Here is a 22174-nt window from a genome sequence, read left to right as displayed (position 1 = left end):
CTCCGTCCGATCCACCGCCGCTGGAGCGCCGCATGTCCACTGTCCCGCATCCCGCCGACGACGACCCGACCACCCCGATCGAACAGCGACTCCTGGCCGCCCTGACCGTCACCGAACGGCTGGCCGCTCCCCCGCCCGCCGACGCCGAGCCCGGTGAGCGGTCCCGGTGGCGGCTGTCCCGCTGGCGCACCGGCGGCGCCTTCGCCGACGACGAGGAGTGGCGGCGCCGGCTGGCGGCGGAGGGACTGGACGAGGGAACCCTGCTCGCGCTGCTGGACGAGTCGCCGGCGCGGCTCGCCGCCCGCCTCGGCGGGACCCCGGAATGGATCCGCGACCTCGTGGCGTGCTACCGCGCGGCGTCGACCTCCGACATCGACCCGGAGCTGTTGCCCGGCCGCCCGCTCGACGCGTCCCTCGCCCTGGTGGCGCCGCTGGTCGCGCGGGCCCGGGCCCGGGTGGCGCGACACGTCCGGCACCTCGCCGACGACGCTCCCGACCTGCTGCCCCCCGACGCCGACCGGCTGGGTGTGACCGGGCTGCTCGACGAGCTGGTGGTGGTCCTCAGCCGCGCCGTCGTCCTCGAACTCAACATCGACCGGTTGCGCGGGGCGTCGGCCGGCGACACGCCGCAGGAACGGTACGCGGCCTTCTTCCGCCGCCACCGCGCGCCCGAGGCGGCCCTGGCCCTGCTGGCCGAGTACCCGGTCCTGGCCCGTCAGGCGTACGACCTGACGCGCGGCTGGGCCGACCGCACCATCGAGTTCCTGCGGCGGCTCGCCGACGACGCCCCGGCGCTGGCCACGACCTTCCACGGCGGCGCCCGGCCGGGCCGCCTGGTCGGCATCCAGGAGACCGGTGACCCGCACCGCGACGGCCGGCGGGTGCTGGTGGCCACCTTCGACAGTGGCCTGCGGCTGGTCTACAAGCCCCGACCGGTCGCCGTCGAGGCCCGCTTCCAGCACCTGCTGGAATGGCTCAACGAGCGGGGCACCGACCTGCACACGTTCACGGTCCTGCCCCGCGGGGACCACGGCTGGGCCGAGTACGTCGAGTCCGCCGCCCCCACGACACCCGGCGGGCGGCGGCGGTTCGCCCGCCGCTACGGGTCACTGCTGGCCCTGCTGCAGGCCGTCGGCGCCACCGACTGCCACCGGGAGAACGTGGTCGTCCACGGCGAGCATCCCGTCCTGGTCGACCTCGAGACCGCGTTCACCCCCGCGGTCGCCCGGGCCGCGGGGGCCCGCGGCGGTGGCGACGCGATCGCCGACTCCGTGCTGGCCGTGGGTCTGCTGCCCCGCGCCGACGAGGCGGCGGGCCCGGCCGCCAACCGTTGCAACTGCTCGGCCTGGCAGGCCGAGGGGACCGACGAGATGCGGCTGTGCGCGCCGGGCCACCACCACGACGAGCACGGCCCGCTCGACCCCGGCGCCGACCCGGCCGACCTCGCCGCGCACCTGCCGCAGGTGCTGGACGGCTTCACGGCCACGTACCGGCTGCTCGCCGCCGTACGCGACGAACTGCTCGCCCCGGACGGACCGGTCACCGCGTTCGCGGCCGACGAGATCCGCGTGGTGCTGCGCCCGACCCGGACGTACCTCCGGCTGCGCGACGCCGCCCTGCACACCGACGCGCTGCAGGACGGCCTGGACACCGAGCGGTTGCACGACTGGCTCTGGTCGGGCGTGGCCGAACTGCCGCTGCTGGCCGCCACCGTCGCGGCGGAACGGGCCGACCTGGCACGCCGCGACGTGCCGATGTTCACCACCACGGTGGACTCCCGCGACCTGTGGACGAGCCGGGGCCGCCGGCTGCCCGGTCTGCTCGCCCGGTCCGGCCTCGCCGAGGCGCGGCGCCGGCTCGGGCGGCTGGGAGAAGCGGACCTGGAGCGGCAGCGGTGGCTCGTCCGGGCCGCCTTCACCCCCCAGGTGGACGGGGCGGACGCCCCGCACGCCCGGGTGCGCTGGCACCTCGCGGAGGTGCCGCCGGCTCCGGTGCCGCCGGCGGCGGCGTACCTGGCCGCGGCGACCTCGGTGGCCGACGCGGTGGCCGCCCTGGCCTTCCCGGGCACGGAACCCACCTGGTTCGGCCTCACCCCCGACACCGCCACCCCGGGCCGCTGGGCGCCGGCGCCGCTCGGCCCGCACCTCTACGACGGGATCGCCGGGGTGACGCTCTTCCTGGCCCACGCCGGTCGGCTCACCGGCGAGCAGCGGTTCACCGACCTCGCCGACCGCGCCGCCGCCGGGCTCACGGCCCGGATCCTCGACCGCCGGGTCCCCGGCGACCGGATCGGCGCGTTCACCGGCTGGGGCGGCCTGGTCTACACCCTCGGCCACCTCGGGGAGCTGTGGCAGACCCGCCGGTTCGCCCCGGCCGTCGACGTGGCGCTCGCGCGGGTCACCGCGCTCGGTGCCACCGACCAGGCCCCGGATCTGGTCGACGGGTTCGCCGGCGCCGTCCTCGCCGTGTCCCGCGCCGGTCTCGACCCCGAGCGGGTCGCCCCGGTCGTGCGCGGTGCGGCCCGCCGGCTGCTCGCCGCCGCCGACACCGCGTACGCCGACCCGCCGGGCGGGACGGCCGGCGCCCCCCTGGGTGGACTCGCTCACGGCGCGGCCGGGATCGCCGCCGCGCTGGCGCACGCCTGGGCGGTGACCGGCGACCCCGCGTACGCCGACGCCGCAACCCGCGCGCTCGCGTACGACCGCAGCCTGTTCCGCCCCGCCGAGGCGAACTGGGCCGACCTGCGCCGGCCGGGACGCTGCGGGGTGACCTGGTGCCACGGCGCCCCCGGGATCGGCCTGTCACGGCTGCTGATCCGGGACGCCCTCGGGCCGGACGACACGCTGGACACCGAGATCACCACCGCGGTCACCACCACGCTCGCGACCGGGTTCGGGCGCAACCACTCGCTGTGCCACGGCGACCTCGGCAACCTCGACCTGGTGCTGGCCGCCGACCCGCGGCAGGCGACCGCGCCGGCCGCGGCGGTGCTCCGCGACGGGCTGGGCGGCGGCTGGCGCTGCGCGAACCCGACGGCGCTCGCGTCCCCCGAACTCATGACCGGCCTGTCCGGCGTCGGACTCGCCCTGCTGCGGCTCGCCGCACCCGAGCGGGTGCCGTCCGTGCTCCTGCTCGCACCACCCGCGAGCGCCGGGCCGGCCCGCTCCGGCGCCAGCGCCCCGGCCCGCCGGGAGCGACAGTGGGCCGCCTGACCGGGAGCGGGGCGCGCCGGTTCTGGCCGGGCCGGCGCCGGGTCCCGCTGGTGCTCCAGATGGCCGACGCCGACTGCGGCGCCGCCTGCCTGGCGATGATCGCCCGCCGGCACGGCGTACGGGCCTCGCTGGCCGCCGTACGCGACGTGCTCGACGTCGGCCGCGACGGGATCACGGCGCGGGCGCTGCTGGCCGCGGGGCCCCGGTTCGGGCTGCGCGGCCGGGCCTTCCGGGCCGACGCGGCGCACGTCGGCGCGCTGCCCCTCCCGGCCATCGCGCACTGGGAGAACGCCCACTTCGTCGTCGTGGAGCACGTCAGCGAACGCGGGGTCCGCCTGGTCGACCCGGCGCTCGGGCGGCGGCTGCTCACCCCGGCCGAGTTCGCGGCCGGGTTCAGCGGGACCGTGCTCACCTACACCCGCGACCCGCAGTCCCCGCCCGCGCCGCCGACCGCCGGACCGGGACCGATCGCCCGGCTGCGACGCGCCCGGCCGCTGCTGCGGCCGTTCCTGCCGCAGCTCGGCGCCGCGTTCACCGTGTCCCTCGTCCTGCAGGCGCTGGGCCTCGCGCTGCCGATGGCCACCACCGTCGCGTTCGACCGGATCATGCCGGCCCGCGAGACGGCCCTCATGCCGTACCTGGCGCTGGCCATCGCGGCGCTCGTGCTGACCCAGTTCGGGGTGGCCTACCTGCGGTCCCGGCTCCTGGTCACCCTCCAGGCCCGGGTGGACGCCGCGCTCATGACGAGGCTGTTCGGGCACCTGCTGCGGCTGCCGTACGCCTTCTTCCAGCAACGCTCCAGCGGCGACCTGATGCAGCGGCTGTCCAGCAGCATCCTGCTGCGCGAACTGGTCACCACCCAGGTGCTGACCGCGGTCATCGACGGCGTGCTGGTGATCGCGTACTTCGGCGTGCTGCTCGCCAGCGACCTCGCCTTCGCAGGGATGGCCGCCGCGATCGGCGTCACCCAGGTGGTGGCCGTGGCGGTGGTCAACGGCCGGTTGCTGCGGCTGAGCCAACGGCACCTCACCGTGCAGGCCGACGCGGAGAGCGCACTGATCGAAGCGCTGAACGGCATCGCGACCGTCAAGTCCATGGGCGCCGAGCGGCAGGTCTTCGACGGCTGGCTGCGCCGCTACACCACGGCGCTCGACGCCGACGTGGCCCAGAACCGGCTCTCCGCCACGGTCGCCAACATCACCGCCAGCGTCCAGCTCGCCGGCCCGCTCGCGCTGCTCTGGCTCGGCACCGGGCGGCTCTTCGACGGCGCCAACCTCGGCCAGACCCTCGGCCTGCAGGCGCTGGCCATGTCCGCCCTCACCCCGCTGGCCTCCCTGGTGGCCAGCGCCCAGGTCCTCCAGTCCGTGGTGTCGCACCTGCAACGGCTGCGGGACGTCTTCGCCGCCCGCCCGGAACCGGCCGGCGACCCGGACCTGCCCGCGCCCCACCTCACCGGCCGGATCAGCGTCCGCGACGTCAGCTTCCGCTACGACGGCGCCACACCGCCCGTCCTGCACGGGATCTCGTTCGACGTCGCCCCCGGGGAGAAGGTCGCCATCGTCGGCCCCTCCGGCAGCGGCAAGAGCACCCTCGCCATGCTGCTGACCGGTCTCTACCGGCCGACCACCGGGGAGATCCTGTTCGACGGGGTGCCGCTGTCGCACATCGATCCGACCGCGCTGCGCCGCCAGTTCGGCGTCGTGCTCCAGGAGAGCTACCTGTTCCGCGACTCCATCCGGCGCAACGTCAGCCTCGTGCACCCCGGCATCGGCATGCCGGCGATCCGGGCGGCCGCCGAGGTGGCCGCGATCGACCAGGACATCGCCGCGATGCCGATGGGCTACGACACGCAGGTCGCCGAGCGGGGCCAGGCCCTCTCCGGCGGGCAGCGGCAGCGGCTGGCCATCGCGCGCGCGGTGGCCGGACAACCCGCGGTGCTCCTGCTCGACGAGGCGACCAGCCACCTCGACGTGGCCACCGAACGACGTGTCGACCAGGCGATCTCGGCCCTGCGCTGCACCCGGATCGTCGTGGCGCACCGGCTGAGCACCGTCCGCAACGCCGACCAGATCCTCGTGGTCGCCGACGGACGCATCGTCGAGCGCGGCCGGCACGAGGACCTGCTGCGCGCCGACGGCGTCTACGCCGGCCTGGTCCGCTGCCAACTGACCGACGACAACTCTCCCCTGCCAGGAGGCGATCCGTGGCTACCCGTACCGTGACGACCACCGAGCATCCGCGGCGGCCGGACGGGCCGCCCGCGGCGGGCGCCGGTCCGTTCCCGGCGCGCCGGGTCCTGCTGGCCGCCTGCGGCTCCGCGGACGTGCTGACCCTCCCCCAGTCCATCATGGTGATGCGGCACGCGCTGGGGCTCGACGTGCGGGTCGTGCTCACCCCGGCCGCGGCGCGTTTCGTGCCCGCCCGCTCGTTCACCCTCCTGACCGGACATCCCGCCCTCGTCGACGAGGAGGCGACCACCGAGGTGCCGCACCTGGCCCTCACGACCTGGGCGGACCTGGTGCTCGTCCTGCCGGCCACCGCCAACACCCTGGCCAAGGCGGCCCTCGGCATCGCCGACAACCTCGTCGGCACCTGCCTGCTCGCCGCGTCGGCGCCCGTCGTCCTGGTGCCCTCGATGAACCAGGCGATGTGGGAACGCCCCGCGGTGCAGCGGAACGTGGCGCAGCTGCGCGACGACGGGTACGCCGTGGTGCCCCCGGTGCCGGTGCTCGCCCTGAGCACGGGCACCCTCTCCGGCCGCGGAACGCCGCCCATCGAGGTGGTGCTGGAGTTCGCCGCCGACCACCTGCGACGCCGGGACGGGCGCCGTGGCTGAGCCGCGTCGGGCGGCCGGGCCGAGGATCGCCGCCGTCACGGTCACGCTCGGCACCCTGCTGCTCGCGGTGGCGGTGGTCCCGTTCGTCCGCGCGTACGCCGACTCGGCGGCCCACCGGCCCGCCGCCGAGATCGGTGTCGACCTCGCCCGGTCCGGCTGCGACCCGGAGCTGACCGACCCGGTCCGGGGCGTCGGTGTCCACGTCGGACCCGGCACCGCCGAGCCGTACGCCACCCGGATCCAGTACGACCTGGTCCCCCCGTCGTCCGGGCCCCACTTCGTGGTGCCGGCGCCCGCCGTGCGACGGTTCTACACCACCCGCGACCGGCCGGCGATCGAGATCCTGGTGCACAACCTGGAGCACGGCTACACCATCCTCTGGTACGTCGAGCCGCTGGTCCGGGACCAGATCGAGGCGCTGCGCGCGTTGGCGCAGAAGTTCGGCGACGACCGGTACGGGGGGCGGTTCGTGGTGGCGCCGTGGGATCCCGGGTACGGGGAGTTCCCCGCCGGCCGCCCGCTCGCCCTGTCGCACTGGGGCGCCACGGCCGGGTACCGGCAGTTCTGCGCCGCGGTCAGTGGCGCCGCCGTGGAGCGGTTCGTGCTGGCCCACCCGCCGGGCGACTCGCCCGAACCGACCGGCATGTGACCCGCCGGGGTCGCGGATCGGCCCTCGGCGGGGCGGCGTCCGGCGGTCGGCGGGACCGATCGCGGGCCGATCAGACGGTACGCTCGTCGACCGGGCACGCCGCGGTGCCACATCGACCTTTGTCCACTCGCACCACCGGATCGGAGACTGGCGACATGTCCTTCCAGGCGTACCTCGACGCCATCGAGGAGAAGACCGGCAAGACGCCGCGGGTCCTCGTCGACGAGGCCAAGCAGCGCGGCTACGACAAGGCCGACGTGAAGGCTGGTGTGATCGTGGACTGGCTGAAGAACGAGTACGGCCTCGGCCGCGGGCACGCCATGGCCCTGGTGCACGTCATCAAGAAGGGCCCGAAGATCAGCACCAAGCACGTCGGCTCGGACGGCTCGCACCGCGACGCCACGGACACCCTGTGGCTCGACGGCAAGGCCACCCGGCCGGCCTGACCGAGCCGGGACCCGACCCGGGGTCCGGGGCCGGCCGGCAGGTGGCCCACCGCCCCTACGGCCGGCCTCGATACAGCCCCTTCCGCAGCCCGACGGCGCCCGCCGTGGCCGCCGCCGCGGCGAGGCCGACGCAGGCCGCGACGATCGCGATCAGCGGAACCCAGGGAATCGTCATCGGAACGTCCACACCGGTGCCGGCGAGGTCCGCGGTGACCGCGCGCCGCACGAGCCAGCCGAGGTACCCGGTGGTGAGCCCCGCGAGGACCAGGCCGGCACCGGTGACGAGGGTGGCCTGCCACAGCGCCGTACGGCGCAACTGGTCGCGCGTCGCGCCGAGCAGGCCGAGCGCCCGGTGCTGTCGGCGTCGTTGGCTCGCGCCGATGAGGGTGGCGTTCACGACGGCGATGGCGGCGTAGAACCCGGCAGGGCCCAGCAGGATGGTGAGCCCCACGTTGTTGCTGCGCCGGACCTGGTCGGTCACCTCCGCGATCCACTCCTCCCCGGTCAGGACGCGGCTGCCGGTGCCGGCGAGGACTTCGCCGAGAGCCGTCCTCGCCGCGTCGGTCCCGGTGCCGGGTTCGGGGACGACGAACAGCTCGTCGGCCGGCGCGTCGTCGAGTTCCCCGGCGACGAGGTCGGCGGGCAGGAGGATGTCGCCGTACAGGTCGGGCGCGGCGGGCACGACGGCGACGACCGTCAGGTCGACCGTGCGGCCGTCGATCCTGGCCCTGAGGTGGCCGCCGAGTCCGGTGCCGCTGTCGACCACCTGCGTCTCGGAGACCGCGACGGTGGCTCCGCGAAGGTCGCGCAGGCTGCCCTTCGTGGCGTGCAGGCCCCGCGCCACGCTCGCGGTCGTCACGTCGACGGCGTCGACCTCCAGGCGTCCCTCGTCGCCGAACGGAACGGTGAGCCGGCGGCGGGCGTCGACGAGCTTCACGGCGGGGTGCCCGGCCACCGTGGCGGCGACCTCGGTGGCGTGTCCGGCGCCGGGGCGGACCACCAGGGGCGCGCGGAGTTGGGCGCGGTCCTGGGCCGACGTCCAGTCGGCGGTGAAGCTCAGCGCGAGCAGCATCGAGCCGGCCACGGCCGAGATCGCGAGGACGGGCGCGGCCACCGACGTGGTGGTGCGTACGGCCGTGCGCAGTTCGTCGCGGGCCAGCCGGGCGGCGACATCGCGGCTGACGAACGGGATTGCCAGCAGCGCGGCGAGTCGTGGGACGAGCAGGGTGCCGAAGCACATGAGTGCGATGACCACGACCTCGGGCAGCAGGACGGAGGCCACCAGCGCGAAGAGCGGCTCCGCGTGCCGGGCCAGCACGGTCGCGGTGAGCACGGCGGCGAGGCAGAGGGTGCCGACGACCAGTTGCGCGACGCTGGGGCGGCGGCGCTCGACGGCTGCCTCACGCAGTGCCGCGGACGGTGGGACGCGGGCGGCCCGGCGAGAGGACCGCCAGGTTCCGAGCAGCGCCACGGCCATGCCGGCGGGTGCGGCGACCGCCCAGGCCAGCCACGCGGGAGGGGCCACCAGGTGGAGGTCGGTGAGGCCCAGGCGGCGGATCAGGCCGAGTACGGGCGCCGCCAGCGGTGTCGCCGTGAGGCACCCGGCGACGACCGCGGCCGCGGCGACGACGACCGACTCGCCGAGGACGAGGCGGCGCACCTGACGCCCGGTGGCGCCGACGAGCCGCAGGAGTCCCAGTTCGCGGCGGCGGGTCGCGACGACGAACCCGAACGTGCTGCCGACGACGAAGATCGCCATGAACAGCGAGATCGCCGACATGATGCCGAACATCGAGGTCAGGTCGTCGAGTTGCTGGCGCTGCTCCCGGGTCGCCGCGCCACCGAGGTCGGAGAGGGTGGCCTCCACCGAGCCGACCAGGTTGACGGTGGTGGCCATCAGGACGACGCCGCTCGAGAGGGCGACGAAGGCGCCGAGGTAGGCGGGCCAGGACGTACGGACGGTCTGGCGGGAGAGCCCGCTCGTCGCCGGCCTCATCGACGCTCCAGATCGTTCATGCGCGACGCGACGGCGGCGGCGTCGGCGCGGTGCAGTCTGCCGACGATCTGCCCGTCGGCGAGGAACAGGGTCTCGTCGGCGTACGAGGCGGCGAGCGGGTCGTGGGTCACCATCACGATGGTCTGTCCGCCGTCGGCCAGGGCGCGGAGCAGCGCGAGGACCTCGCGGCCGGTGTTGCGGTCGAGGGCGCCGGTCGGCTCGTCGGCGAAGATCACGTCGGGCCTGCCGTGGAGGGCGCGCGCGATCGCCACCCGTTGCTGCTGGCCGCCGGAGAGCTCCGGTGGCCGGCGCCTCGCGAGGTCCCGCAACCCGACCCGGTCCAGCGCGTCGGTCACCGCCGCCCGGTCGACCCGCAGTCCCGCGAGCCGGGCCGGCAGGGCGACGTTGTCGAAGGCCGTCAGGGCATCGAGCAGGTTGTAGGACTGGAAGACGAACGCCATCGAGGTGCGCCGGAACCTCGTCAACGCGGTCTCGTTGAGGCTGTCCAGCGCCGTGCCGCCGATCGTCACCCGCCCGTGGCTCGGCCGGTCGAGCCCGGCCGCGATCTGGAGGAGGGTCGACTTGCCGGATCCGGAGGGGCCCATGATCGCGGTGAAGCTGCCACGGGCGAAGGCGTGGGTGAGGCCGCGCAGGGCGTGGACGCTGCCCGCGCGGGAACGGTACGTGCGGGTCACGCTCTCGAGCGCGACAGCGGGCGCCGTCGGTGTCTGCGTCATGCGTCCAGTCCAGCGAGTCGGCTGGTCCGGCGCACTGGCCCGTACGCGAGATCGGGGGTAGCGCTGGCGCTACCGTCGAGGAGCCGGGCACGCCCTACGCTGGGTGAAGTGAGCCCCCACGCCGACGCCTGGTCCGCCGTACGCGGCAGGCCGTGGCGTTTCCTGGTCTCGGCCTGGCCGTGGCGGTCCCTCGCCTACCTCGCCTCGACGGTGCCGATCGGGATCGGCGTACTGCTGGTGCTCGCGACGGTCGTCGGCCTCGGGCTCCTGACCGCCGTGATCGTCGTCGGGCTCCTGTTGCTGGCCGGCGTCCCCCTGGTGGCGACCGTCATCGCGGAGATCGAGCGCGCCCGGCTCCGGCTGGTGCTTCCGCAGCCGTCCGGCGGCGAGCACCCGACGCTGCGGGAGCGGCTGCGCACCTGGCGCACCGTCCCGGTCTCGTGGTCGGAGATCGGCTACGCCACCCTCCTCGCGACGGTCGGTTGGGTCGTCGACGCCGTCGTCCTGACCCTGGCCGTCACCACCCCGGTCGTGCTGATCCTCGCGCCGGCCCTGGTCCGGTACGACGCGGTGGACATCTTCGGGTGGCGGATCGACACGGCCGCCGAGGCCTGGCCCGCCGTGGCGGTCGGCGTCCTGGTCCTCGCCGTCGTCGCCTATCTGCTGACCGCTCTCGCCAGCGCCCAGGCCGCGCTCACCCGGCTCCTGCTCGATCCGCCGGAGGCACGGCTGGTCGCCGCGGTCACCGAGCTGCGCCGCTCCCGCGTCGGGCTCGTCGACGCCTTCGAGGCGGAGCGCCGCCGCATCGAGCGCGACCTGCACGACGGCGCGCAGCAACGCCTCGTCGCCCTCACCATGACACTCGGGCAGGCCGAGCTCGAACTGGACGACGGACCCGCGCTCGACCTGGTCACCAGGGCCCACGCCCTCGCCGAGGAGGCGCTGGAGGACCTGCGGGCCACGGTGCGCGGCATCCATCCCCAGGTGCTCACCGACCACGGCCTGGCCGCCGCGATCCACGAACTGGCCGACCGCTCCCCGGTCCCGGTCGACACCGACCTCCACCTGGCCGGAAGACTCCCCGCACGGGTGGAGACCGCCGCGTACTTCCTCGTCAGCGAGGCCCTGACCAACGTCGCCCGCCACTCGGGCGCCCGTGACGCCCAGGTGCACGCCTGGGTGGCCGACGGCACCCTGACCGTGACCGTCGTCGACGACGGCCGCGGTGGCGCCGACCCCGCCCGAGGGTCCGGGCTCGCCGGACTCGCGGCGCGCATCGACGCCATCGACGGCACCCTCGACATCACCAGCCCGCCCGGGGGCCCGACCCACGTGAGAATGACATGCCCGATCGGCCCGACGTGACCAAGCCGTTGAGAATCGTGATCGCCGAGGACGCGGCCCTGCTGCGGGAGGGGCTCGTCGGGATCCTGGAGCGGGCCGGCCACCAGGTCGTGGCCGCGGTCGCGGACGCCGACGCACTGCTCGTCTACACCGCGAACCAGCGGCCCGACGTCGTCGTCACCGACATCCGCATGCCGCCGACCCACACCGACGAGGGGCTGCGCGCCGCCGTCGCCATCCGCGCCCGGTACCCCGACATCGCCATCGTCCTGCTGTCCGCGTACGTCGCCGAGGCGTACGTCACCGACCTGCTCGCCTCCACCACGGGCGGCGGCATCGGCTACCTCCTCAAGGACCGGGTCAGTCACGTCCGGGAGTTCCTCGACAGCCTCGACCGCGTGACCGCGGGTGGCACGGTCGTCGATCCCGACGTCGTACGCCACCTCGTCACCCGACGCCGCAACGACGGCCCGTTGGCCACGCTCACCCCACGCGAGCGCGAGGTCCTCGCGTTGATGGCCGAGGGGTACACCAACCCCACCATCGCCGAGCACCTCGTGGTCAGCGAGGCGGCCGTACGCAAACACGTCGGCAACATCTTCGCCAAGCTCGATCTCGACCCCGACTCCGACCGCCGCGTCTCGGCCGTGCTCACCTACCTGCGGGGCGCGTCGTGATCAGCGAGGTCGCCGCCGCCGCTTGTGCGTGAGCGGGCAGGCCACCACCAGCAGCGCGTGCGCCGCCAGCACGGTGAAGTAACCGGCGGCCGACCGCAGCGCGACGGTGCCGTTGCCGGGCGAGGCGACCATCGCCCCGAACAGCGCCGCGACCGCCAGCACGAAGACCGGCACCGTCCACCACGGCTCACGGGACCGGTAGCGGGGCACCAGCGCCACCAGCAGCGCCGTGCCGACGACGGCGGCCCACACCACGAGCGCGATCAGCGCGCCGAGGCCCTTCGAGTACGCCCGTCCCCAGCCGCCCATCTTCGTGTCGTACGCGGCGAGCCAGACGCCCAGATCGGGATAGCGCACCGGCGCGTAGGTGAAGTCCCGGGGGAAGCCGTCGACCCCCGCGTACGGCAGCACGAGGAAGCCGAGCACCAGGAGCACCGCCACGCCGCCGAGCGCCAGACACCGTACGACCAGCGACCCGACCGGAACCCTCGCCGGCGGCTGCCCCGGCGCGGGAGCCGGCGCGATGGACACCTGCGGCGGCGGGCCCGGCGGAACGGGCGGCGTGACGGGGTGATCGGGCAGCGGGTCGACCTGCGGCTGCTGCCGGACGTCGATCACGTGCGCCGTCCACCGGCCGCCGTCGAACCAGCGCAACGGCTGCCGCCCCGAGGGATCCGGATACCAGCCGGGCCCCGGCCCACCCGTCGTACCAACCCCGCCACCGCGCACCGGGAAACCGTGCCACGAGAGCCTCCTGGTGCGGAAGGGGGCTTTACCGCCCAGATCGTGGATCGCGGGGCCGGCCGGTGGGACAGGGTGCGACGATGAGGGCGTGGGACCTGCCAAGACTGCCATGCCTGCCATCTCGCCGCTCGCCGGCGAGCCGATCAAGAGTGCGGACGCCCAGCGGCTCGCGGGAGTGCTGAAGGCGTTCGCCGACCCGGCCCGGCTGCGACTGCTCAGCCTGATCCAGTCCGCTCCGGAGGGCGAGGCGACCGTGAGTGACCTCACGGCGCCGCTGGGCCTCTCCCAGCCGACCGTGAGCCACCACCTTCGGATCCTCACCGAGGCCGGTCTGCTCGAACGCGAGAAGCGCGGCGTGTGGGCGTACTACCGTCTGGTGCCGTCCGCGATCGCGGCGATCGCGGACCTGTTGACGCCGCCCCGCAAGCGGGCGACCAAGAAGGCCCGCTGAGGCGGCGGCGCTGGTCCCGTCGCCACACGCTGGTCCCGTCGCCGCAGGTGGGGCGACGCCGGGGATCAGCCTTCGCGGGGCTGGGTCACGCCGAGGATGTTGCCTTCGCTGTCCTTGAACCAGGCGCCGCGCATCGTCGGGAACTCCGCGACGCCGTCGACCGTCCGGAGACCGGGGAGGTCGTACTCCTCGAACGTCACACCGCGCCCCCGAAGGTCCGCCATCTCGGCGTCGAGGTCGGCGACCAGCCAGGCCGCCAACGTGTGGGGCGCCTGCCCGGCGTTGGAGGTGGGGTAGATGAAGAACCGCGTTCCACCGGACTCGAAGTGGACGGCGTCCTCGGCCTCCCCGGAGACGGTCAGGCCCAGGGTGTCTCGGTAGAAGCGCTTGGCCCGTTCCATGTCGCTCGCGGGAAGGGCGGCCTGCACCGGGGCATCTCTCAACATGACGGTTCACCTCCTGCCACAGCGTAGGCGGCAGCAGGCCGACAATCTTTCGCTTTGCCCCACTTTGCCCCCGTCGGTGGCCGCCCTCCGGCCTCCCGCCGACGGTTGTCAAGATCGTTAACATTCCCTCCCCCGGTCCCGGTGCTATACGGTCGGGAGGTGAAGACCGAGAGTCACTGGTGGAACGGCAACCGCACCCCACGAGGGCGTCGCGACGTGTACATCCGCACCGACGGCGAGTCGTGGGAGGTCGAGGCCCGGGCCGGCGGCGAGGCCGGCCGGTCGAAGATCTACCAGTGCCCGGGCCGGCAGTCGGCGGAGATCCTGGCCCAGGCATGGATGGACGGACAGAGCCGGTGGCAGGTCGTGGCGCCCTGATCGGCCGACGCTCGTCTCCGCGCAGGTGACCTGGCAGGCACCGGGCAGCGGGTGCGGGTAGACTGGCAGCACGGCCCGCGCAGCATGCCGGCCGGTTCCGATGCCCCACGCCACGCGCCGCGGCCGAAACGGTCAGCGCCGGGCGGGACATCCCATCGACGTTCGGAGCCTTCATGGCGGTAAGCCGCCCACGCCAGACCACCTCGTCCCACTCCCTCACCTTCGCCGACCTCGGCGTGCCCGACGCGCTCACCCGCGTGCTGGCCGCGACCGGGGTGGAGCGGCCGTTCCCGATCCAGGCCGCGACACTGCCCGACGCCCTCGCCGGGCGGGACGTGCTCGGCCGAGGCCGCACCGGTTCGGGCAAGACGTACGCCTTCGCGCTGGCGGTGCTGACCCGCCTGGCCGCCACGGCCACGCCACGGCGGGCCGGACGCCCCCGGGCGCTGATCCTCGCGCCCACCCGTGAGCTGGCCACGCAGATCGACAGCGTGATGGCGCCGCTGGCGCAGGCGCTGTCGCTCCGCACCATGACCGTCTTCGGCGGCGTCGCCGCCCGACCCCAGATCGCCGGGCTGCGCGCCGGGGTCGACGTCCTGGTGGCCTGCCCGGGCCGGCTCGCCGACCACGTCGACGCCGGCCACGCGCACCTGGACGCCGTCGAGATCACCGTGCTCGACGAGGCCGACCACATGGCCGACCTCGGCTTCCTGCCCACCGTGCGGCGGCTGCTGGAACGGACCCCACGCGGTGGGCAGCGTCTGCTGTTCTCCGCCACCCTGGACGCCGGTGTCGACGTCCTCGTGCGGCGGTTCCTCACCGACCCGGTCGTGCACAGCGTCGACTCGACGCTGTCGCCGGTGGCCGCGATGACACACCACGTCCTGCACGTCCACGCCGACGACCGGTTCGCCGTGCTGGTCGAGCTGACCGCCGCGCCGGGCCGCACCGTGGTGTTCACGCGCACCAAGCGGGGTGCGAAGACCCTTACCCGCCGGCTGGTCACGGCCGGCGTGACCGCCGTCGAGCTGCACGGCAACCTGGCCCAGGGCGCACGCACCCGGAACCTGCAGGCGTTCTCCGATGGCACGGCGCACACGCTGGTCGCCACCGACATCGCCGCCCGGGGCATCCACATCGACGACGTGACCCTCGTCGTGCACGCCGACCCGCCCGAGGAGCACAAGGCCTACCTGCACCGCTCCGGCCGTACCGCCCGGGCCGGCGCGGCCGGGACCGTCGTCACGCTCATGACCGACCGGCAGGTGCCCGAGGTGCGGGAACTCACCCGCAAGGCCGGCATCACGGCGACCACGACGCGGCTGCGCCCGGGTGACGCGCTGCTGCGCGAACTCGCCCCGGGTGAACGGACGCTGGTCCCCCAGCCCGTACCGCCGGCCGCCCGGCCGCGGCACGAGGCGCAAACCGCCCACGACGGCCGGAGCCGGCGCGGCGGCAAACCGGCGCCGACCACCTCGACACGATCCGCGCCGACGCGATCCGGTGCGGCGGCCTTCTCCGCCCGGGCCCGGCCGGCCGCGCGTCGCGGTGGGCGCTGACCCCGGCCCGCCCGTCGATCACCGCGGTCGGGCCCGCCGCCTCAGCGGCTCATGAGGTACGCCACCACGAGGGCCGCGACCAGCGCGAGCCCGGCCAGCGGCCGCGACGGCCCCCATCGGAACCGGGTGGCTGATCCTCAGGACGCCTGCCGGACGGGCATGTCGGCCAGCCAGACGTTCGCCAGGTCGCTGAGGGGGACGTCGAGGGCCTGGCTGAGGCAGACCACGGTGCCGAACGCCGGCGCGGGAAGGCGACCCGCCTCGATCTTGCGCAGCGTCTCCGGGGAGATGCCGGCCGCCAGCGCCACCTCGACGAGGCTGCGCCCGGCGCGCGCGGCCCGGAGGGCGGCTCCGAGGCGCTGGCCCGCTGCGATCTGTTCGGCGGTCAGTGGTTGGCGAACCATGCCAGCAGGATATCCCTCGGAGCCTCCCGACCGAGGCGTGGTATAAAAATACCGGTTCCGGAGAGGGAGGCTGTCGTGATCGAGCTGAAGTCCGCCGAGGAGATCGGCCGGATGGCGGTGACCGGCCAGTTCGTCGGCGAACTGCTCGCCGAGCTGAGCGACGTCGCCGCGGTCGGCGTCAACCTGATGGACCTCGAACACCACGCCCGCCGCCGGATCGCCGAACGCGGCGCCGAATCCTGCTACTGGGACTACGCCCCGTCGTTCGGGCGCGGCCCGTTCCGCAACGTGCTGTGCCTGTCGGTGAACGACGCGGTGCTGCACGGCCTGCCGCACGACTACGTTCTGCGCGACGGTGACCTGCTCAGCATCGACATGGCGGTCGGCATCGACGGCTGGGTGGCCGACTCCGCGGTCTCCGTCGTCGTCGGCACCCCCGACCCGGCCGACCTGAGGCTGATCGAGGCCACCGAGGTCGCACTGGAGGCCGCCATCACCGCCGCCCAGCCCGGCGGCCGCCTCGGCGACATCTCCGCCGCGATCAGCGAGGTCGCCCACTCCTACGGCTACGGCGTCAACGCCGAGTTCGGCGGCCACGGCATCGGCCGGACCATGCACGAGGCCCCGCACGTCTCCAACAAGGGCCGCGCCCGCCGCGGCATGAAGCTCGAACCCGGCCTCACCATCGCCATCGAGCCCTGGTTCTGCCGCACCACCGACAGGATCACGTTCGACGCCGACGGCTGGACGATCCGGTCCGCCGACGGCTCCCGCACCGCCCACTCGGAACACACCGTCGCCATCACGGCTTCCGGCCCCCAGGTGCTGACCCGCCGTCCCACCCCCGGCGCCACCTCGACCCGCCCCACGGGGCGGCCCGCCGCAGCCTCCTGATCCACCGCCCGCTCCCGAGGCGAGGGCATTGCGGGGACGCTCCGACGCCTGTCGCGGCGATCCCGCGGTGGGTAGGGTCGTCCGCGTGGATCTGGACGACATCGCCGCCCGGCTCGGCGTACCCGTCGAGGAGGTCGACCGCGTACACCGGCTCGCCGGCGACCGGCCCTCGGCACCGCTGCCCGCCAAGGCCGACGCGCCCGCTCTCCTCGACCGGCTCGCGGTACGGCCGGACGACGCCGCCGAGATCATGGCGGGCTGGCCCGACGCCGACTCTCCGCTGTGGACTCCGGAGCTGCGCTGGCTGCTCGACCGCTCGACCGCCCTGGTCCGCGCCGACCTCGGGGGTTACGCCTGGCTGCCGCCGGGTCCGGCGCTTCCGCGCGACCGGGGCCCCGCCTGGCGGCACCTCTACGTGTACGCGTACCTGGCCATGGTCGACGTCGTCAGGGAGTACCACCGTGACCACGGCATCCCCGATGCCGTGTCGTGGGCGACCCTCGCGGACCTTGGCCGCAACCTCGCCATCGACCGGCGGATGCACCGCGAGGGCTGGCCGGTCATGCAGAGCTGGCTGACCCTGCACGCGCGCGGCGGCGTCTACGAACTGGGCCGGCTGCAGCACCAGCGCGGCGACACCACCATCGACCTGCACGTCCCGGAGTCGGGGCCGCTGACCCCGGAGGCGATCGCGGCGTCGCTCGACGAGGCCCGCGCGTTCTTCCCGCGCCACTTCCCCGACGAGCACTACACGGCGTTCGCCTGCGGCTCGTGGCTGCTCGACCCGCAGCTTCAGGAGTACCTGCCGGAGGACTCCAACATCGTCCGGTTCCAGCGCATGTTCGAGCTGGAGCCCTACGAGGAGCCGGAAGGGCTGGACGCCGACGTCGAGGTGCTGCGGTTCGTGTTCCGCACCCTGAGCACGCCGCTCGACCAGTTGCCGCGCCGCACCGTGCTCCAACGCGCGGTCGTCGACCACCTGAAGTCCGGCCGTCACTGGCGCTGGCGCCGCGGCCGATTCCCGATCTAGCCAGGTCCGGCCCGCGGGCAGGCACACGTGTCGCGGCCCGCGGGCGCTCCTACGGCTTCCGGGCCGGCAGGCGCAGCTCCTCGTGGTCCAGCTCGCGCTCCAGGACGCGCAGCCCCTCGTCCGGCAGTCGACCGGCGTCCCGCCACCGCAGCAACTCCTCGCGCTGGGCGTCGATCACGGCCCGGCGGATGCGCAACGCCGCCTCGTACCGCGGTGAGTCCGGCAGCCGCGACGAGTCGGTCGCCTGGAGTTGGTCGAGGCGGCCACGGTAGCGGGTCAGCCGGCTGTGCAGTTGCGTACGCATCGCCTCGACGGCGTCGATGTGCTCCGGTTCCTCGGCGGCGACCTCCGCGAGCCGGGCCAGGGCGGCCTCGACGGATGCCGACCGCGCTTCGTTGCGGACACGCGCCTGGTCCGCCTCGTCGGCCCGCAGACCCAACGCCCGCACCAACGGCGCGAAGGTGAGCCCCTGACCGACCAGCGTCACGAGCACGACGACGAACGCGCAGAACAACAGCAGATCCCGGTCCGGGAAGGGTTCTCCGCTGTCGGTCACCAGCGGCAGGGTGAAGATCGCGGCGAGGCTGATGACGCCGCGGGTGCCAGACCAGCTGAGGGCCACGACCTCGCGACCGGTCAGCCGGCGGGCGTTGCGGGCCTCCCGCGCGGCCCGGCGGGCGGAGCCGGGGGTGTCGTCGTCGTAGTCGGAGGCGCCGCCGAGGCGGGTGTGCATCCAGCGGGGCAGCGACTGGTTCAGGATCAGCCACAACGGGCGCAGGAGCAGCACCACGCCGACCGAGACCGCCACCGCGACGACGATCGTGGAGGTGTCGTACTGCCGCAGCCCGCGCACGACGTTGGGGAACTGCTGGCCGATCAGGAGGAAGACGAACCCTTCGAGAAGGAAGTCGACCAGCCGCCACACGGCGCTGGTCTGGAGCCGGCTCGCTCCGGAGGCGAGGCGGGGCGTGTGGTGCCCGACGATCAGCCCGGCGACCACCACCGCGAGGACCCCGGAGACGTGCAGCTCCTCGCCGAGCAGGAAGGCCACGAACGGGGTGGCCAGCGAGATCGCGTTGGACAGCAGCGGATCCCTGGTCAACGGCCGGGCCAGACGCACGGCCCACGCGACCGCGGCCCCCACCACGAGGCCGCCGGCCGCCGCGAGGACGAACTGCCCGGCGGCCGCGGCGAAGGAGAACGTGCCGCTGACGGCCGCGGTCACCGCCACGCTGAGGATCGTCAACGCGGTGGCGTCGTTGAGCAGCCCCTCGCCCTGGATGATGGTGACCAGCTTCGGTGGGAGGTTCACCCGCCGGCCCACCGCGAGCGCCGCCACCGGGTCGGGAGGCGCGACGGCCGCGCCGACCGCCACACCCGCGGCCAGGGTCGCCCCGGCGACGAACAGGTGGAATCCCCACCCGATGGCCAACGCGGTGACGAGCACCAGGACCACGGAGAGACTGACGACGATTCGCATGTTCTTGCGGATCGCGAGCAGTGACGAGTCGAGCGCCGCGCTGTAGAGCAGCGGTGGCAGGACGACGGTCAGCACGATGTGCGGGTCCAGCGTGATGTTCGGTCCCGGCAGGAGCGCGTAGAGGATGCCGATCAGTGTCAGGAGCGCCGCCGAGGGCAGGCCGGTGCGCGAGGCCAGCCACCGCGCGACGACGACGACCGCGACGGCCGCCAGGACGAACCACAACAGGGCCTCGGGACTCACGTACGCACTCCCCCTCACGCCCACCAGCCCCGCGACCGGCGACCGTCCGTCACTGGTGAGGCTCAGGGCGGACACCTCCGGCCGCCTCGGCAGAGGGCGCCATCACCACCGCCCTCGACCTGCGAGCCCGAACCCACGCTAGAGGACGGCCGTCGACCCCGGACCGAATGGTCCCGGCAATCGTGACGAGATCGGCGGGCACGTCGTTTCCGCACCTCGACCGGGGCTTGCATCCGGTACCGGGGTACGGGCTTACCGTCGGAGCATGAGCGACCGCCATCTCGACGACTCCTGGGTGCCGGATGCGTGCACCCTTCCGACGGCCGAACGGCCACTGCGGCTCGCCGAGTTCGACCAGCTCTTCCGGGACGCGGTCCGGGGTGTCGACCGCCCGACGCCGCAGCACCTGCGGCTGCGGCTCGCCGCGGACGCGCAGGTCGAGGAGACGACGCGGGACCTCATCGCCCGGGAGTCGTCGTGCTGCTCGTTCTTCGCCTTCGAGATCTCCCGCTCCGGCCCGGACGCGCTGGTGCTGGACGTCCGGGTACCGGCGGCCCACGTCGACGTGCTCGACGGCCTCGCCGGTCGCGCCGCCTGCGCGGCAGGCTCCCGGTGAGCGGATCGGGGCTGCGCAGCGGCCAGCTCGCCGACGCGGCCGGGGTCAACCTCCAGACGGTGCGCTACTACGAGCGCCGGGGGCTGCTCCCGTCCCCGCAGCGGTCGCCGGGCGGGCACCGGCTCTACCCGGCCGACACGGTCACGCTGCTGCGGGTCATCAAGACCGCGCAACGCCTCGGCTTCACCCTCGACGAGGTGGCCGACCTGCTCGCCGCCGGGCGACGCCGGCACGGCGACCGATCGGGCCTGCAGGCACGCGCCCGGGACAAGCTCGTCGAGGTGGAACAGAAGCTGGCCGATCTCACCGTCATCCGCGACACCCTGCGGGCCGCCCTCTCCGCCGGCTGTGACGATCTTGTCGCCTGCGCCGCCAGCACCTGCTGTCCCCTGCCGTTCGCCGGAGGCACCACGTGACCGGCGACCCCGGGGCACCTGCTCCTTCGGGGCGCAGTGAGCAGGAGGGCCGCGAGGTGGTGACGCTACGGTCTGACGCATGACGGTTGTCCGCTCGATCCTGCTGTTCGTGCTCGCCGCGCTCGCCGAGATCGGCGGGGCCTGGCTGGTGTGGCAGGGCTGGCGGGAACACCGGGGGCTGCTGTGGATCGCGGCCGGCGTCATCGCGCTCGGGTTCTACGGCTTCGTCGCCACCTTCCAACCCGATCCGAACTTCGGCCGCATCCTCGCCGCCTACGGCGGCGTCTTCGTCGCCGGCTCCCTCGCCTGGGGCATGGTCGTCGACCGGTTCCGCCCCGACCGCTACGACGTCATCGGCGCCGCCATCTGCCTCGTGGGCGTCGCCGTCATCATGTACGCCCCGCGAGCCGACTGATCACCGGCTCCCGCCGACGGCCCGGGACGGAGCCCACGGGGGCACCGACGGCGGTGCGACCGTCGAACCCTTTGATACAGCGTGTGCTGTACTATCAGCGCGTGGAGACGGCGACGTACGGGCAGGTGCTGGCCCGCTTCGGTCATGCCCTCTCGGATCCGACCCGCGCACGGCTGCTGCTGGCCCTGCGCGACGCCCCGGGATACCCGGCGGAACTGGCCGACCTGCTCGGCACCACCCGGCAGAACCTGTCGAACCACCTGTCGTGCCTGCGCGGCTGCGGCCTGGTGGTCGCCGTGCCGCAGGGCCGCCGCACCCGCTACGAGCTGGCCGACCCCCGCCTGGCCCACGCCCTGGCGGACCTGCTCGGCCTCGTGCTGGCGGTCGACCCGGCAGCCTGTCCGGATTCCGGCGAGAAGGGCTGCTGCTGATGAACCTGCCCCTGGTCGACCTGGCAGCGGCGGGGCCGACGCCGGCGCGCCGTCGGGTGCTCGCCCGCCGGGTGCGGCTCCTGGTCGCCGCCACGATCACCTACAACGTCGTCGAGGCCGTCGTGGCGATCACCGCCGGATCGATCGCGTCGTCGACCGCGCTGATCGGCTTCGGGCTGGACTCGGTGATCGAAGTGTCCTCGGCCGCCGCGGTGGCGTGGCAGTTCGCCGGCCGCGACCCGGAGGCGCGGGAGAAGGTGGCGCTGCGGATCATCGCGGTCTCGTTCTTCGCCCTCGCCGCCTACGTGACCGTCGAGTCGGTACGCGCGCTGGTCGGCGGCGCCCAGGCCGAGCACTCCAGCATCGGCCTGGTGCTGGCCGCGCTGTCGCTGGCGATCATGCCGGTGCTGTCGTACGCCCAGCGCCGCGCCGGCCGCGAACTCGGCTCGCGCTCGGCGGTCGCGGACTCCAAGCAGACCCTGCTGTGCACGTACCTGTCGGCGGTCCTGCTCGTGGGCCTGGGCCTGAACAGCCTGTTCGGGTGGTCCTGGGCAGACCCGGTCGCCGCGCTGGTCATCGCGGCGGTGGCGGTCAAGGAGGGCCGCGAGGCGTGGCGTGGCGACGCCTGCTGCACCGTGGCCGCTCCCCTCGCCGACACCGGCGCGGGTGGCGACGGCTGCGGATGCCAACCGGGCTGCTCCTGCTGCGCCGGTACGGGCCGGGGCCCGGCGGCAGGCGCAGGACGCGGGGCGCGGGAGGGTGGCTGACCG

General features: G+C 74.3%; 23 protein-coding genes. 17 read left to right on the top strand and 6 right to left on the bottom strand.

Going from position 1 to position 22174, the window contains the following annotated elements:
- Positions 1-32: 32 nt before the first annotated feature.
- The 5 genes from OG994_RS04200 (at position 33) to OG994_RS04180 (ending at position 7143) form a co-directional block, all read left to right on the top strand.
- Positions 33-3212, top strand: a complete 3180-nt coding sequence (locus OG994_RS04200; protein WP_328852244.1) for a type 2 lanthipeptide synthetase LanM family protein — start codon at positions 33-35, stop codon at positions 3210-3212.
- Positions 3200-5434 (top strand): peptidase domain-containing ABC transporter, encoded by a 2235-nt coding sequence (locus tag OG994_RS04195; protein ID WP_328852243.1) that lies wholly within the window; start codon positions 3200-3202, stop codon positions 5432-5434. Before OG994_RS04200 ends, OG994_RS04195 begins: the two co-directional genes overlap by 13 nt.
- Positions 5416-6048 (top strand): flavoprotein, encoded by a 633-nt coding sequence (locus OG994_RS04190; RefSeq protein ID WP_328852242.1) that lies wholly within the window; start codon positions 5416-5418, stop codon positions 6046-6048. The genes OG994_RS04195 and OG994_RS04190 overlap by 19 nt, the downstream gene beginning before the upstream one ends.
- A complete protein-coding gene (locus OG994_RS04185) occupies positions 6041-6697 on the top strand; it encodes a DUF3105 domain-containing protein (RefSeq protein WP_328852241.1) in 657 nt (218 codons plus the stop codon). Before OG994_RS04190 ends, OG994_RS04185 begins: the two co-directional genes overlap by 8 nt.
- 155 nt (positions 6698-6852) lie before the next feature.
- Complete coding sequence (locus tag OG994_RS04180; RefSeq protein ID WP_328852240.1) at positions 6853-7143, top strand: DUF4287 domain-containing protein; 291 nt, start codon at positions 6853-6855, stop codon at positions 7141-7143.
- 55 nt (positions 7144-7198) lie between these two features.
- On the opposite strand, the gene OG994_RS04175 is transcribed toward OG994_RS04180, so the two are convergent.
- Positions 7199-9139 (bottom strand): FtsX-like permease family protein, encoded by a 1941-nt coding sequence (locus OG994_RS04175; protein ID WP_328852239.1) that lies wholly within the window; start codon positions 9137-9139, stop codon positions 7199-7201.
- Positions 9136-9876, bottom strand: coding sequence for an ABC transporter ATP-binding protein (locus OG994_RS04170; RefSeq protein WP_328852238.1), 741 nt, complete (start codon positions 9874-9876; stop codon positions 9136-9138). The genes OG994_RS04175 and OG994_RS04170 overlap by 4 nt, the downstream gene beginning before the upstream one ends.
- A gap of 108 nt (positions 9877-9984) precedes the next feature.
- Here OG994_RS04170 and OG994_RS04165 point away from each other — a divergent pair, with 108 nt between their 5' ends.
- The gene (locus OG994_RS04165; RefSeq protein WP_328852237.1) at positions 9985-11241 is read left to right on the top strand and encodes a sensor histidine kinase; all 1257 of its coding nucleotides are present in this window, start codon (positions 9985-9987) and stop codon (positions 11239-11241) included.
- An 8-nt stretch (positions 11242-11249) separates the two neighbouring features.
- Positions 11250-11897 carry a response regulator transcription factor gene (locus tag OG994_RS04160; RefSeq protein ID WP_328853660.1) on the top strand — a complete coding sequence of 216 codons (648 nt, stop codon included), beginning with the start codon at positions 11250-11252 and terminating at the stop codon, positions 11895-11897.
- Here OG994_RS04160 and OG994_RS04155 read toward each other — a convergent pair whose 3' ends face one another.
- Positions 11898-12752, bottom strand: coding sequence for a DUF2510 domain-containing protein (locus OG994_RS04155; protein ID WP_407942562.1), 855 nt, complete (start codon positions 12750-12752; stop codon positions 11898-11900).
- On the opposite strand from OG994_RS04155, the gene OG994_RS04150 reads away from it, so the two are divergent.
- Positions 12751-13092, top strand: coding sequence for an ArsR/SmtB family transcription factor (locus tag OG994_RS04150; protein WP_120326566.1), 342 nt, complete (start codon positions 12751-12753; stop codon positions 13090-13092). The genes OG994_RS04155 and OG994_RS04150 overlap by 2 nt on opposite strands.
- 65 nt (positions 13093-13157) lie before the next feature.
- Here the strand turns inward: OG994_RS04150 and OG994_RS04145 are convergent, their stop codons facing one another.
- Positions 13158-13538 (bottom strand): VOC family protein, encoded by a 381-nt coding sequence (locus OG994_RS04145; protein ID WP_120326567.1) that lies wholly within the window; start codon positions 13536-13538, stop codon positions 13158-13160.
- A gap of 159 nt (positions 13539-13697) precedes the next feature.
- On the opposite strand from OG994_RS04145, the gene OG994_RS04140 reads away from it, so the two are divergent.
- A complete protein-coding gene (locus OG994_RS04140) occupies positions 13698-13916 on the top strand; it encodes a hypothetical protein (protein ID WP_120326568.1) in 219 nt (72 codons plus the stop codon).
- Between the two features lie 173 nt (positions 13917-14089).
- Entirely contained in the window at positions 14090-15475 is a 1386-nt protein-coding gene (locus OG994_RS04135; protein WP_120326569.1) for a DEAD/DEAH box helicase, read from the top strand.
- A gap of 137 nt (positions 15476-15612) precedes the next feature.
- On the opposite strand, the gene OG994_RS04130 is transcribed toward OG994_RS04135, so the two are convergent.
- On the bottom strand, positions 15613-15879 hold the full coding sequence (locus OG994_RS04130) for a helix-turn-helix domain-containing protein (RefSeq protein WP_120326570.1): 267 nt from the start codon (positions 15877-15879) through the stop codon (positions 15613-15615).
- A gap of 75 nt (positions 15880-15954) precedes the next feature.
- On the opposite strand from OG994_RS04130, the gene map reads away from it, so the two are divergent.
- Positions 15955-16773 carry a type I methionyl aminopeptidase gene (map, locus tag OG994_RS04125; RefSeq protein ID WP_120326571.1) on the top strand — a complete coding sequence of 273 codons (819 nt, stop codon included), beginning with the start codon at positions 15955-15957 and terminating at the stop codon, positions 16771-16773.
- An 85-nt stretch (positions 16774-16858) separates the two neighbouring features.
- Positions 16859-17803: an acyltransferase domain-containing protein gene (locus OG994_RS04120; RefSeq protein ID WP_328852235.1), complete on the top strand. Its 945-nt coding sequence runs from the start codon at positions 16859-16861 to the stop codon at positions 17801-17803.
- 49 nt (positions 17804-17852) lie between these two features.
- Here OG994_RS04120 and OG994_RS04115 read toward each other — a convergent pair whose 3' ends face one another.
- Positions 17853-19526, bottom strand: a complete 1674-nt coding sequence (locus OG994_RS04115) for a Na+/H+ antiporter (protein WP_328852234.1) — start codon at positions 19524-19526, stop codon at positions 17853-17855.
- 265 nt (positions 19527-19791) lie between these two features.
- Between OG994_RS04115 and OG994_RS04110 the strand changes: the two genes are divergently transcribed.
- The 5 genes from OG994_RS04110 (at position 19792) to OG994_RS04090 (ending at position 22171) form a co-directional block, all read left to right on the top strand.
- Positions 19792-20142, top strand: a complete 351-nt coding sequence (locus tag OG994_RS04110; protein WP_120326574.1) for a hypothetical protein — start codon at positions 19792-19794, stop codon at positions 20140-20142.
- Positions 20139-20558: a MerR family transcriptional regulator gene (locus tag OG994_RS04105; RefSeq protein WP_328852233.1), complete on the top strand. Its 420-nt coding sequence runs from the start codon at positions 20139-20141 to the stop codon at positions 20556-20558. The genes OG994_RS04110 and OG994_RS04105 overlap by 4 nt, the downstream gene beginning before the upstream one ends.
- Positions 20559-20637: 79 nt before the next feature.
- Positions 20638-20973 (top strand): YnfA family protein, encoded by a 336-nt coding sequence (locus OG994_RS04100; protein ID WP_328852232.1) that lies wholly within the window; start codon positions 20638-20640, stop codon positions 20971-20973.
- 101 nt (positions 20974-21074) lie between these two features.
- Positions 21075-21404, top strand: coding sequence for an ArsR/SmtB family transcription factor (locus OG994_RS04095; RefSeq protein WP_328852231.1), 330 nt, complete (start codon positions 21075-21077; stop codon positions 21402-21404).
- Entirely contained in the window at positions 21404-22171 is a 768-nt protein-coding gene (locus OG994_RS04090; protein WP_328852230.1) for a cation transporter, read from the top strand. Before OG994_RS04095 ends, OG994_RS04090 begins: the two co-directional genes overlap by 1 nt.
- Positions 22172-22174 lie beyond the last annotated feature (3 nt).

The sequence above is a fragment of the Micromonospora globbae genome, assembly GCF_036184225.1.
Taxonomy (GTDB): Bacteria; Actinomycetota; Actinomycetes; order Mycobacteriales; family Micromonosporaceae; genus Micromonospora; species Micromonospora globbae.
The sequence above is the reverse complement of the archived record's forward strand: the minus strand, read 5'-3'. Positions and strand labels throughout refer to the sequence as shown.

Coding starts and splice junctions, on each gene's coding strand:
- OG994_RS04200 (WP_328852244.1), top strand. CDS start 33: ATGTCCACTGTCCCGCATCCCGCCGACGACGACCCGACCACCCCGATC.
- OG994_RS04180 (WP_328852240.1), top strand. CDS start 6,853: ATGTCCTTCCAGGCGTACCTCGACGCCATCGAGGAGAAGACCGGCAAG.
- OG994_RS04175 (WP_328852239.1), bottom strand. CDS start 9,139: ATGAGGCCGGCGACGAGCGGGCTCTCCCGCCAGACCGTCCGTACGTCC.
- OG994_RS04170 (WP_328852238.1), bottom strand. CDS start 9,876: ATGACGCAGACACCGACGGCGCCCGCTGTCGCGCTCGAGAGCGTGACC.
- OG994_RS04150 (WP_120326566.1), top strand. CDS start 12,751: ATGCCTGCCATCTCGCCGCTCGCCGGCGAGCCGATCAAGAGTGCGGAC.
- OG994_RS04155 (WP_407942562.1), bottom strand. CDS start 12,752: ATGGCAGTCTTGGCAGGTCCCACGCCCTCATCGTCGCACCCTGTCCCA.
- OG994_RS04145 (WP_120326567.1), bottom strand. CDS start 13,538: ATGTTGAGAGATGCCCCGGTGCAGGCCGCCCTTCCCGCGAGCGACATG.
- OG994_RS04135 (WP_120326569.1), top strand. CDS start 14,090: ATGGCGGTAAGCCGCCCACGCCAGACCACCTCGTCCCACTCCCTCACC.
- OG994_RS04130 (WP_120326570.1), bottom strand. CDS start 15,879: ATGGTTCGCCAACCACTGACCGCCGAACAGATCGCAGCGGGCCAGCGC.
- OG994_RS04110 (WP_120326574.1), top strand. CDS start 19,792: ATGAGCGACCGCCATCTCGACGACTCCTGGGTGCCGGATGCGTGCACC.
- OG994_RS04100 (WP_328852232.1), top strand. CDS start 20,638: ATGACGGTTGTCCGCTCGATCCTGCTGTTCGTGCTCGCCGCGCTCGCC.
- OG994_RS04090 (WP_328852230.1), top strand. CDS start 21,404: ATGAACCTGCCCCTGGTCGACCTGGCAGCGGCGGGGCCGACGCCGGCG.